The organism is Granulicella sp. S156, from assembly GCF_009766105.1.
GTDB lineage: Bacteria > Acidobacteriota > Terriglobia > Terriglobales > Acidobacteriaceae > Granulicella.
In genome coordinates, this window is sequence record NZ_LMUH01000013.1 from 274,346 (window position 1) to 286,248 (window position 11,903).

Here is an 11,903-nt window from a genome sequence, read left to right on the forward strand (position 1 = left end):
GGGGCATGGTGACGCTGAGTCCCTGAATCGGAACCTCCCGTACCAGCTTGAAGAGGTCGTCGACCTTGGTGGCCTGCAACCCCAGATAGACCGCATTCACCGTCTCGCGGCGGAAGGCGGTATTCATCATCAGTGGTGAGAGCGACGAGCGGATCGGATTACCGGCTACGCCGTAGACCTTGGTCGCGGCGTCGACCTGGTCGATGCGGTAGTCCTCGATGAGCGTGCGTGCCGTAATCTGGCCGGGCGCTGTCTCCTCGCCGGCGTTGGCTGCGGCAAAGGTGAAGGCCGAACCGGCCCGCAGGCCCAGAACGCGCGAGATGATGCCAGCCTCGCCCATGCAAATGCCGACGATGCTGAAGTTCGAGCGGTCTTCCATGCGCTCCATAAAGCGCATCAGCGTCAGGTTGTCGGAGAGCGATTTAGCCGTCGGGACAACCTTGATGAAGTCGGGAGCAAAGGGCTCGATCCGGTTATAGACGGCATCCAGATCTTTGGTCGCGTGGAAGTCGTGGTAGCTGATGATGACCGCAGCCCCGGCTTCGCGCAGGTGAGCCATGGTCGTCTTCGGCAGCTTTTCGATCGATTCGAGCTCGATATCGACGATCTGGAAGCCACTCTCGGCGGCTTTCAATAAAACGTCGAGCGCTGCGGTATTCGAACCCTCAAAGCGGCCGCCGTTATCTTTACATCGGCAGGTGGCGATTACCGTCGCGGCGCCGTTTGCCTCAAGGAACTCCTTCAGGCGCGGCAACGCGGCCAGCGGTTTAGACAGATAGTCGAGACGAAACTCAATAAAGGTCGTCTCTTTAAGAACATTAGCGGCCTTTTCGATGAGTTCTTCGGGGGTCGATCCGGTAATGGCAACGCAGATTTTGCCGAGGCGGGAACGAAGGAGATGAGAGGCGATTTGGTTGGCAGTTGTCATGCAGGCAATCGCGGTATCGTAACGCCGAAACCTTTCAAATGCAAGGGCTTTGCTGGAATTGTGACCGGCTTGCGGTGGAAAATTCCTCGCACGCCGGTCGTCGACAGACAGATTAGACGTGGGAAAGCTGTGGACGTTTCTACTTAATGCGGAAATCTCATTGAAAAGAAGTCTGTTGGCCGCCCAGACGGCGGCTATAAAAGGCCTAAAAATTTATTTACTAAACCGTGCGTCCATTTTGAATCTGGTGGCGTCTAATCGGGTAACTGAGAGGCAATTCAAATCTGTCCCACCGAAGTCGATTCCACTTTGCCCTTCTGGGCACCTCAATGATTCCTCAGTTTTTCCCTCCCCCCTCATGCCTCTCCCGGGCCCGCCGGAAAGCGGGCCCAGATTTCTTAAGGGGCTCAAAAATTTAGGTTAGTCCAGAACTCATCCGCTACCAATCCTGCTTCGTCATCTCGACGGTAGAGCTGTTCCCGTATAGGTGTAGAGCGAGCCACAGGTCTGTACGCTGTTTTTCCCCAAGAAAAACAGCACTCGTAGGGATTCCCCCCCACGCCACATCAATACGGGAACTGCTCCAGCCTGTCTGTTTTATCGTCATGCCTCCATTCGACTGCGCTCAAGACGGCGAGACCGTCGTCGGTCGACGTGGCAGAGTATGAGTAGGTGAAGATGACAAGAACCCAGAAGCCCGGTGTTGTGAAGATCGAAGCGTGGGAGAAGTTTTCCTGGCTGCGTGCGGGTTTCAGTGCGCGGCAGGGTGGCGGCTCCGTGGCCTACGGCGAGGGCGAGTTGAATCTCGGCTGGACTCCTGAGGATGCCCCAGAGACGGTTGCGGAGAATCGCCGGAGATTTGCCCGGGCGGTCATCGGCGGGAACCCCATGACGCTTGCCACGATCCGTCAATTTCACAGCGGCATGATTCGAACCGTCGAGGCCGACCACGGCCCCCTGGCGACACCCGAGGGCAAGGCTGTCCTGCGTGGCGATGGCCTGATGACCGATGTCGAGGACGTTCTATTGGGTGTGCAGACTGCGGACTGTGTTCCTGTCCTGGTGGCCGATACCCGTACCCATGCCGTCGCGGCCTTCCATGCGGGCTGGCGAGGAACGCTGGCGCGGATCGTGGAGCGCGGCGTCGGAGCGATGCAGCTCCGGTACGGCTCGCGGCCGAAGGATCTTGTTGCCGCCATCGGTCCAGCGATCGGTCCGTGCTGTTTTGCGGTGGGCGAAGAGGTGCGGTCCGAGTTCGAGAGCCAGTTCGCCTATGGATCTGAGCTCTTCTCCGAGGGCTACGACTCCGACGCCGTACGCCAGAAGTATCCGATGCTCTTTATGACCGCCCGCGCTCCGGGCCACTCGAACCTCGGCCCGCAGATTCACGCTGACCTGTTTGAAGCTAACCGGCGGCAGTTGCTCGACGCAGGACTGAAGGATAAAAAGATCAGCGTCGTCGGCGAATGCACGGCCTGTACGCGGCTGCGCAACGGCAAGAGGAAGTACTTCTCGCACCGCAGTGAGCACGGTTTCACGGGCCGCATGTTAAGTGTGATTGGTGCGGCTAAGTGATCGCGTGAACAGAATCGAAAAAGGTAGTATGTGCGCGGATTGAGTTCTGGGCGATAGATTCAATGGCGACAGAACAAATTCGAGAGCAGCCGCCTCATTGTGCTGAAAGGCTTATGGAAATGAAAAAGGCTATTATTTTCGGGGCAAGCGGATTTGTAGGTTCGCATCTTTTAAACGAACTGCTGAATAGTCCGGATTACGAACAGGTAACAGCCATTGTTCGGAAAAGCTTAAGCATTAGTCATCCGAAGTTAAACACTTTGATCGGTGACTACAGCTCTCTACCTGCCTTGGAGTCACAGATATCTGCTGACGAAATATTTATTACTCTTGGAGCGACCAGGGCGACTTCGCCAGAAAAGGAAAAGTACTACCAGGTCGATCATGATTATCCGGTTCTAGCGGCTCGGATTGCCAAAGCAAGAGGGGCGAGATCGGTTTTTCTGGTCACGGCTGTGGGTGCAAATCCTCGCTCGCGGATCTCTTATGTAAGGACTAAAGGAGAGACCGAGCGAGATATCATCGCTCTCGACTTTGAACACACGCACATCTTTCGCCCGTCCATGATCATGGGAAACAGGCAAGAGAATCGTCCACTCGAAAAACCATTCATAAAAATATGGTCGGCCATGAACCCAATCTTAGTAGGCAAGATCAACAGATACAGGGGAATAGCTGGGGAGGATATCGCCAAAGCTATGAAAAATTCTGCGATCAATCAATCGGATAAATTGAAGGTGTATCACTGGAAGGAAATGAAGGATTTATTGCAAAGGTAGTTCAGTGCCTCAGGGGATGCTTCTCTCCAACTCGGACGAATTCATACCTCGTTTGGCCGCGGTCGAGCAGGAACTTGTTCGGGTTGTCTGTAAGTTGAAGTTTGGTTATTGGCAGCCACGGTGCAGTCGTGAGGACAATCTGTCGGCTCTTGCTGGATTGCTCCTCTACGCCGAGAGTGCTGAACCCGGATTCAAACTCAATTTGAAATTCTTCCCCAATTTGCGAGATACACGCAGACCCCAATGCCTCCGAGAGATAGTGGCCGGTGTAATCGCAAATCCATGCTGTGGATCCAGCATCTGTCTTGATTCGGTGGCGAATGAATTCCGTTGCATCGTCGAGAGCTTTCTTCTCACCGGTCACCATGGCTTCGGCCTTGCTCTCCGCTCCGAAGAGTACCTCCAGCAACTTTTGCCCAACCGATGACAGAAACTGATTGGCAAAGCGGAGGTTCGTGAGGATCACCATGCCGATGCGGTGCTCCGGCAAGAAGAACATGTCCGCAGTAAAGCCACGCGTATTGCCCCCATGGCCAATCTCCACCAGGCCTTGTTGGTCCTTCAGGAACAATCCCATTCCGTAGCTGCTCTTCCCATCGATTTTGATGGCGGAACGACGCCGCGCCAGCAGATTCTCAGCTGAGATGATCTGTTCCCCTCTATCATTCGATCCATCTTGCATCTCACATTTCAGGTACTGAGCCATGTCGAGAACGTTGGACCACACTGATCCAGCCGGAGCGACAGCGTCGGCAAACTTTTCCAGCACAGGATCTATGGGAACGGCGTTCCCATGCAGATCGCGGCTGTGAGGCGCGGCATCGAGGGGCGAATCCATACAGAGGATTGAGGTGCGTGACATCCCCAGGGGCTCAAAGACAAGTTCCCTCATGGCGCGATCGTAGGCATCCTGCAGTGAAAGATCCTGGGCGTAGCTGTGGGCTGCGGCATAGCCGCCCGCAGCGACAAGGTAGTTCGAATATTGAAAGGTCTCGCCGAAGCCGGTCGTCGGGCTCATCTGTCTCATTTTGGCGATGCGGTCCTCAGGGCGAACGCCACGAAATCGGAAGATCAGATCGGCATCCCAACTTCTGGGCATGCCCGTGCAGGCGCACACCGTGTGCCGCATCTCCAGACGTCGAGTGACATCCTCATCCGCAAGTGCGAAGCCCGGTAACACTTCGGTCACCGGCGTCGCCCAGGTGAAACACCCCAGATCCACCAGTCGGGCCATCATCAGGGTTGTCAGCGGCTTCGTCGACGATCCAATCATAAAGCGGGTGTCAGCCGTCACCCGTTCCTGGCCGCCAGCTCTGCACACCCCGAAACCTTCTGCGTAGACAGTCTGGCCATCCTGGACGACAGCTATGGCTACATCGGGGATTCCAATCTGCCGCATAGCCCAGTCCACAAAACTGCTCATGGCGTTCCGTTCAGCGTCGCCGATTTTTTTCGGGGAGATGCCGGCAAGGCTGGGCTCCTTCAGCCCCGTGGGCTTCCAGCCACTGTGCAGTTCTGAGAATTGCGCCAGCCGCCGGCTGACGCCATCCCTGGTGCCATGGAGAAGAGTGATATAGGCACGGCTGCCAAGCAGGCGAGTAATTGCGAGTACGATTCGGCTCTCGCTCTCAGGTGTGTCGTATGTGATATCAATCTCTCTATCCCAACCGTCTTTTGCCGGCATCTCCACTTTGTGCAGAACGGGCACGTCGAACCCCGGCTTTACCGCCTGCCACGCAAGCCGTATCAACTCTTCTATGTCGTCGACGACGGGGCGTGCGAGAAACGACAGCTCTAAATCTGACTCCGGTCCGATGACGGTTAGCGGACCGCCTTGGTGGACGACGGTCCAGCCACCCGGCAGAGCAACAGGTAAAGGCGCGTCAGGCATCGTGATGTACACCTGGGATTTGTTCATGTTCTATTACCCCTATCTTTCTGGCTTGCGGAATCTCACAGAGTGATATACAATTAAACTTGTTATAATTAAAGTGGAAACTATGGGTCGATTAATCATGATTCGACCAACTCTCAGCTTACACAAAACCGACGAAGCGCTCAATAGCGCAGTGACGATGGGGCACTAGACGTCGTCGTCCTGCGTCTGCCAAGAAATCTGACGAGTTTCGGCTTGCGTTTGTCTGGAGTCTCTGCCCCGCTCTTTGGTTTATGAACCCAAAGAGCAGATGGTTTTGGAGTTGCCTATAACTCCGTTTTGCGGGACCTTGAGAAGTCCTGTGACCTGGATTCATCGCTAGAGCATCTGGCTCCGCTGGCACATTTGCAAACGCCCCATGATTTCCCCAACTCTCCCGTTGCCGTTTGAGATGAGAACCACGATCACATACAGCCCTGTTCTACCTGATAATCCAACCTAAAGGCAGTTGTAGGTCTTGCCTCATCCTGAGGGCCAGTCTCATGTGAGCTTGGGCGTGGTGCTCGTTGTGGCTCAGGGCATAGATCAGAGCAAGGTTGTAGTGTGCATCCGCGTTATCTGGGTCTCTGTCGAGATTGACCTTCAGAAACTCGGCTGCCTTTTTCAATAGCTCTTGACCCTCTGCATCGCAAAGCCTTCTGGCATTGTGGAGACGGATGAACTTATCAAACGTAAACTTTCCGAGGTTGTAGAGAATTGGCGGATACGTGGAGTCACAAAGATGGCCGCGGCGCAATGCATCAAGAGCTTTCTCCGTCTGACCACAAGCCTCGTACTGTATTCCGAGATCATTCCAGATCAACGGATTTCTTGGGCTCACCGCAAGCAGTTGGACGAGGATCTCGCAAGCCTCCAGATGTCTTCCTGCGCGATCGAGTCTCTCGACCTCTCGTCTCATTTCAAGCTTCCTGCTTGGCGTCAGCGACAACGGGTTCGTGCGACCGATTTTTCCGCAGCACAGCTTCGTGCGCTTCCCGCTTCCGCACGGACATAGATGCTGATTCTTCTTACCCATAAGATTTATCAAACCTTTCCTGGCGAATTCTTCGCTATTGCTTTGACCTGAAGTCGCGCGCTCGACGCGAAAGGGGCTCAATCTTCCGTATCTGATCGGCATTGGGTGGACGGCAACGGATTCTGCGCCAAGATGCGCATCTTTCCAGAATTCGCTGATTCATTCCCACAGGCGCAGACGCGGCTCGCAGAGCGGCATATACCATCTCCAGTGCTTCATCGACAGTCCTCATGTTTCCTCCATTTAGTGATGGCGCACGTTGTCCTTGACTGCTCTGCAATGTAACGGGGGAATTGAAATCTTCTAATCAGTGCTTCAGCATGATCGCCATGCCAAGAAGGCTATGAAGATTGTGGCTACTGATATATCTGTGCATCGATCTGTGTACATTTGGATCGTGCTCGACAGCCCTCGAGAACGACTGGATCACTTTCACGACATGTTCGTTATTGAACGCGTCCTTGTGATGTCCCGCAGTTCCGATGAGCAGGCCATTCATCCAGGCGAACTGAGTCGTCATCTGAAGATATTCAGTGAAAATTCCTTGTGGAATGAAGGAATCGCTCCCTGATCTTCCATAGGGGAATAGATACTTGAAGATGTAATTGATGAGGTAATTCTCAAGGATGAATGGAGACGCCTCGAAGAAAGGAGAGTAATAGTCTCGTTCAGCTGTGAGAAAAGTCTCAATATCGCTTCTCCGTGACGAACCGGCGGGTGCAACAATCCCAGCGACAAACGACGAGAATATTTCTTGAAAACGTGAGCTGGGCTCATGTCGCATAACTATGTCAGTCAGTCCGAATATTGTTTCCACTCTCAAACGGGGATCATTCGGCAGACGATTAATTTCAGCTTGAACCAGAGGATTCTTCGACGCGTCTCCGAGATCGCAAAGATTCGACAGAAGCGTGGTCTGACTCTGCCCGGCATCCATCGCGCTGAGCCTCTTGCACAGGTGCCCAATCATTAGCAAGCGATCGGGCAATTTGCGTGATCTATCCATAACCAAATCGATCAGCATCTTGCGGATTGGCAAAAATATGCTATGAGGCTTCACCGTGGAATTGCCTTGAGTGCCAGCCAATCGATAAAAATTATCCGTACGAAAATCTCCCGAATTGATGTTGCAAACGCTATGCATAAAATCCATAGTCAGCAGTACATTACGGGCTGCCTCAGGACATGACAGGCTTAACGCGCCTTCTAGCCGTTCCTCGACAATACTGAGCGATCGAGGATAGATCGAACAACTAGCGGAAAGAAGTTGATTGCCATACTCTTTTTGAATCCCGCATAGGTGGTCTGCTCCAAAGAACGGACACGAGCCAGATGATGTTCGCAGTATCTGCCCGTAAAGCTGTTCTCGCTGGTCGGTCTGATTGACGATGACGAACTGAGAAACGGTGTCGCCAAGTTTCTTGGAAGGAAATTGTTGGTATTTTTCGTAAGTGTTTTTGTCGAGAGGTATGTCCCAATCCCCACAACAAGGATCCTCGCAACTCGGTCCAGCGCACCGAAACGCAGCGGCGTAAGTGGGATGGCTTGGACGAGAGGCCTTATCTACACTGCTATTTGCTGAATCCGCATGTGCCGATGAACCGAAATTTGACGCACATGTGCTCTGTTCGGAAATCTCCATCATCCAACCTGACCGCTCTATAAATTAAATCGCATCTAAAGAGACAGACGATTGATTGAAGATCGCGCTCGAACATTTTTATTGGCATCTTTGTAGGGATGATTTCTCTGTCTGCAGCTGGGGCTAAAGCTCCAACCTGCGAAGGTCCCGACCTCGGTGCTCATCCTGGAACACGCTGAACACCCAACGGCGAACTGACGACACTTGCCAAAGCTTACTTCGCGCGACTAAATACGCGATTAGTTCTGGAATACTCTTTATCTATTAATGCCGTAACGCCGAAAACAGGTTCCTGGAAAGTCCTATTATAGGAAAGTTTGATAACGCTTCTTTTCCCGCTTCGGCTCACGCATGATAATGTCCTCTGTCAAGCGTGGATGCCGTCAAGTAGACGCTCTGTAATTATTTTTTGCAGAGCTCTTCAAACAGCTCATCGCGATGTGCCAGTGTAAAGCTGTCGATGGAGCGCAGGCTGCGTTCATAGACGAACGCAGCAACACCCGCTAGGACTGCAAAAACTGGCAATGGCAGCCACGGTATCCCGATGAAGTGAGCCAGGAACAGTAAGCCTGCTGCTACACCTGCGGAACCAATCAAGAGTCCGATGCTGATCAGCGCGCTCAAAGGAGATGCCTGTTTTCCGGCTCCCATGCGGGCGACTACGATCTTCTTTGGCGCTGTGATGGAACGTCGATTCCCAATAATTGTGCTGAACAGCAGAGTCGCAACGGCCCATAGCAGAGCGTTGGCAATATTCAACAGGGAGGGCATCGCGGTGAGGTACGTGATGATGGCTAAGACCGCGACGATCTCAATGAATGCCAGCAGGAAGTTCACCAGGTTTTTGGCGAAGAACACATCGCGCAGTCTCACTGGAGCCATGAAGTAGAACTGCGAGCCTGCGGCTTCAAGCCCGAACGAGTTATACGCGAGCGGCACAACGCCCAGCAGCGTATAGGACACCGCTATCGGGAACAGCCAGGAGGTATTGCCGCGTGTTGCCAGCCTCCCGGCAAAGAGGAACACCATCACCACCGGCGCGACCAGGCTGTAGAAGATGCCCGTATTGCGGCGGACGTAGAGTAGCTCCTTGCCGAGTAATGTTGTAACTACGGAAGAGAGTCCCAGGAAACCGTGCTCAGGCTCGATTGCGGTTGAAGCGAGTGCGGGGGATGTTTGTTTTGCCGAAGGCGTCGTTTTGCGAGCGACGGCGTTGGCTTGTTCACTCAGATTTTCGCCGCGGAACTCGGTGCGCATACGCAGAGCGAAGATCGCGAAGAACAAAGCGGCGAAAGCAGCACAGCCGAGCGTAAAGCCGAGCGAGGCAAGCGGCTGTCCCTGATTCGCGGCGATAAGCGAGGAGGCAGTCAGTCCCGGCGGAAGCGAGGAAAAGAAAGGTTGCGCATGGTGATAAAAGCTCAACCCTGCATTCAGACGTTCTTGTGAGAGAGCGCTTGTGTGACTGTGATGGTGGTTATAGGCCGGGTTGAAGGTGACATTCAGGTACTGAAAGCCCAGAGAGGCGAAGAAGATCAGCCCGGTGAAGACCTCGCGGGCGCGGCGTGTGGAGAGCCAGCGGTCGACCCACGCGAACACCATCCGCGAGAAGAGCACGTTGGCCGCGGCAAAGACCGCCAGCGACAGCAGTGCGTAGAGCCAGAGCGATGGAATCGCGATGACAACGCCAACAGCGATCGCCAAACTCATGGCTGTACCGACGATGTTGGCTGGCGTCAGGAGGCCGAAGAACAGGCGGATCGCAACGAAGTTGGCCAGGTTCAACGGGAAGCGGATGAGCTGCGTCGGGTCGAAGATGGTGCCGGGCTGTCCGAGGTTGATGTTGAGCAGTTGGCAGAGGACAAACGTTCCCCACAACAGCCACGAGATACGGTCGAGATGGTGATGCGAGGCGAAGAAGTACGCGCCGGCTCCCGAGCCGAGGGTCGGCAGCAGTGCCAATACCGCAAAGAGGGGATAGAGGATGATGGCAGCGATCAAATCGCCCGCACCGCCCTTGCGGCGGAAGGAGTTGACGGTCATACGCCAGCGCAGGCGGGCGATAGCGGCAAACTGCGCACGCGTTTGCGCGGCAGTCCAAGATCCGTTGTTGGGAGAGAGGCCTACCCCAGCCATTGCAGCTCCTGCTCGGGATGCGTGATGCCCGACTCCCCGCCGACGATATTGAGGAAGATCTGCTCAAGGGTGAGGCGAGCGTTCGAGTCTGTCTGCTCGCCTGGTGCGAGGCGGGCCTGAACCCCGGCGCGCAACTCGTCCAGCGAGCCGTTGGCGACGATGTGCCCTTTGTGGATGATGGCGATGTGGGAGCAGAGCCGCTCGACGATCTCCAGCACATGCGACGTGAGGAAGATGGTTGCGCCGCGGGCGATCATGCCTTGCAGCATATTCTTGAGTGTCCCGGCTGCGATGGCATCGACGCCTTCGAACGGCTCGTCGAGAAACAACACCTTCGGTCCGTGGATGACGGCGGCAGCCAGCGCAAGCTTCTTGCCCATGCCGTGCGAGTAGTCGGAGAGAAGCTTCTTCCGCTCGTCGGCCAGGCCCATAAACTCCAGGAGCTCTGTAGTTCGTTGCTGTGTCACCTGTCGATCGAGCCCGTACATGCGGCCGACGAAGTGCAGGTATTCCGTAGCGGTGAGCTTGCCAAAGAGCGCCATGCCCTCGGGCACAACACCGATGTGGCGCTTGACCTCTACCGGATTGTTCAGCAAGTCCTGGCCGAGGACCTGGATGCTGCCCGAGGTCGGGGCCAGCAGCCCGGTGAGCATCTTGATGGTCGTCGACTTACCCGCGCCGTTGGGCCCGAGAAAGCCGAAGAACTGTCCTGGCTCAACAGCCAGATCGATGTGGTCGACGGCAGTGAATCCTCCGTCAAAGCTGCGGGTGAGAGCGTGAGCGGCAATCGCGGGAGCCATATGCGTTTGAGTGTACGGCATGGCTCTATTTGTCAGCAGATTTCTAATCGCGCCGGGACATCATGGCTCCAATCGAAACATCGCCGATGTCCGCACCTATGGTTATTAGGGACCGGATGTCGCTGCAAGCGTAGGGTCTGTAAAGAACCCCTTTGCGGGCATCTGCTGAAGCCGTGGGTCTTGATTCGTTCCGATGTGTTCGCCCAGGAAGTCCAGCAGTACCTGAACTTTAGGAGTCAGCCGTGCCGAACCGGAGAAGAGTGCGCACAGGGTGATCGGCTCGGGACTCCAGAGAGGCAATACGGGCACGAGTTGATGGCGCGTGTCGGGGCGTTTGGCCATGTACAAGGGCAGGCTGGCAATTCCGAGTCCGCTGGTCGCCAGCTTCAGATGCACCAGGGGATCGCTGGTAACAACCCGAAAAACTATATTCGGTGCAGCCAGCTTTGAGCCTCGGCTCAACTTCCAGATGCCGGAACCAATGCAGGTGTGTGACGTGAGTTCATCCGGAGTAGCTGGAGTGCCGAAGGCCGAGAGGTAATCGGGACTGGCGAAGAGTCCTCGCTTCGTGCCTGGATAGGGACGCACGCGGCGCAGGGAGTCACGAGGTGCCCGTAGCTTGAAGAAGACGTCGACATCCTCCCGCGGCTCCTGATCCCATCCGGAGGCGTAGGGCTCGATCTCGACGCGAAGATCCGGGTAGCGCTCAAAGAACTTTTTGAGCAAAGGCGCGAAGATGTTGCGCGCCATAGTTACGGGGCAGGCTACTTTAATGAGGCCGCTTGGCCGTTCGCGACGGCTCTCCAGCAACTCGCCTCCGTCTCTCAGGGTGCGTAACGCTTGCCTGCACGTTTGCAGATACTCCTTGCCGAAGTCGGTGAGGACAAGCCCTCGTGGACTTCGCTGCACCAGCAAGACATCCAGATGCTGTTCGAGCCGAGTCAGCGACCGGCTTACCGTCGAAGTCGGCAGGTTCAGTTCCCTGGCTGCGGCTGTCAGGGTGCCTGCCTGGGCGATCAGGACAAAGGTGCGGACATCGTTGAGGTCGGGTATCTCCACGGCAACTCCTGTCGACGAAGCGGATGGGCGGTCTTG

General features: G+C 55.2%; 9 protein-coding genes. 2 read left to right on the forward strand and 7 right to left on the reverse strand.

All coding sequences use genetic code 11. The features are described 5' to 3' along the window. The coding region (gene aroD / locus GSQ91_RS11105; protein WP_158821619.1) for a type I 3-dehydroquinate dehydratase at nucleotides 1-928 on the reverse strand (928 nt) is incomplete at its 3' end. A 678-nt stretch (nucleotides 929-1,606) separates the two neighbouring features. Here aroD and pgeF point away from each other — a divergent pair. Together pgeF and GSQ91_RS11115 are read left to right on the forward strand one after the other, a co-directional pair. Then, nucleotides 1,607-2,503, forward strand: a complete 897-nt coding sequence (pgeF, locus tag GSQ91_RS11110) for a peptidoglycan editing factor PgeF (protein WP_158821620.1) — start codon at nucleotides 1,607-1,609, stop codon at nucleotides 2,501-2,503. Between the two features lie 62 nt (nucleotides 2,504-2,565). Next, nucleotides 2,566-3,282 carry an oxidoreductase gene (locus tag GSQ91_RS11115; protein ID WP_216845179.1) on the forward strand — a complete coding sequence of 239 codons (717 nt, stop codon included), beginning with the start codon at nucleotides 2,566-2,568 and terminating at the stop codon, nucleotides 3,280-3,282. Nucleotide 3,283: 1 nt separating this feature from the next. Here the strand turns inward: GSQ91_RS11115 and GSQ91_RS11120 are convergent, their stop codons facing one another. From GSQ91_RS11120 to GSQ91_RS11145, 6 genes are all read right to left on the reverse strand, one after another. After that, entirely contained in the window at nucleotides 3,284-5,200 is a 1,917-nt protein-coding gene (locus GSQ91_RS11120; RefSeq protein ID WP_158821621.1) for a serine hydrolase, read from the reverse strand. Nucleotides 5,201-5,639: 439 nt separating this feature from the next. Continuing rightward, a complete protein-coding gene (locus GSQ91_RS11125) occupies nucleotides 5,640-6,233 on the reverse strand; it encodes a tetratricopeptide repeat protein (RefSeq protein WP_158821622.1) in 594 nt (197 codons plus the stop codon). A gap of 307 nt (nucleotides 6,234-6,540) precedes the next feature. After that, a complete protein-coding gene (gene fliB, locus GSQ91_RS11130) occupies nucleotides 6,541-7,878 on the reverse strand; it encodes a flagellin lysine-N-methylase (protein ID WP_158821623.1) in 1,338 nt (445 codons plus the stop codon). Between the two features lie 399 nt (nucleotides 7,879-8,277). After that, nucleotides 8,278-10,008 (reverse strand): hypothetical protein, encoded by a 1,731-nt coding sequence (locus GSQ91_RS11135; protein WP_158821624.1) that lies wholly within the window; start codon nucleotides 10,006-10,008, stop codon nucleotides 8,278-8,280. After that, a complete protein-coding gene (locus GSQ91_RS11140) occupies nucleotides 9,996-10,808 on the reverse strand; it encodes an ABC transporter ATP-binding protein (RefSeq protein ID WP_158822183.1) in 813 nt (270 codons plus the stop codon). The genes GSQ91_RS11135 and GSQ91_RS11140 overlap by 13 nt, the downstream gene beginning before the upstream one ends. A gap of 105 nt (nucleotides 10,809-10,913) precedes the next feature. After that, nucleotides 10,914-11,867, reverse strand: a complete 954-nt coding sequence (locus GSQ91_RS11145; RefSeq protein ID WP_158821625.1) for a LysR family transcriptional regulator — start codon at nucleotides 11,865-11,867, stop codon at nucleotides 10,914-10,916. Nucleotides 11,868-11,903: the final 36 nt, after the last annotated feature.

Coding starts and splice junctions, on each gene's coding strand:
- pgeF (WP_158821620.1), top strand. CDS start 1,607: ATGACAAGAACCCAGAAGCCCGGTGTTGTGAAGATCGAAGCGTGGGAG.
- GSQ91_RS11115 (WP_216845179.1), top strand. CDS start 2,566: ATGGCGACAGAACAAATTCGAGAGCAGCCGCCTCATTGTGCTGAAAGG.
- GSQ91_RS11120 (WP_158821621.1), bottom strand. CDS start 5,200: ATGAACAAATCCCAGGTGTACATCACGATGCCTGACGCGCCTTTACCT.
- GSQ91_RS11125 (WP_158821622.1), bottom strand. CDS start 6,233: ATGGGTAAGAAGAATCAGCATCTATGTCCGTGCGGAAGCGGGAAGCGC.
- fliB (WP_158821623.1), bottom strand. CDS start 7,878: ATGATGGAGATTTCCGAACAGAGCACATGTGCGTCAAATTTCGGTTCA.
- GSQ91_RS11135 (WP_158821624.1), bottom strand. CDS start 10,008: ATGGCTGGGGTAGGCCTCTCTCCCAACAACGGATCTTGGACTGCCGCG.
- GSQ91_RS11140 (WP_158822183.1), bottom strand. CDS start 10,808: ATGGCTCCCGCGATTGCCGCTCACGCTCTCACCCGCAGCTTTGACGGA.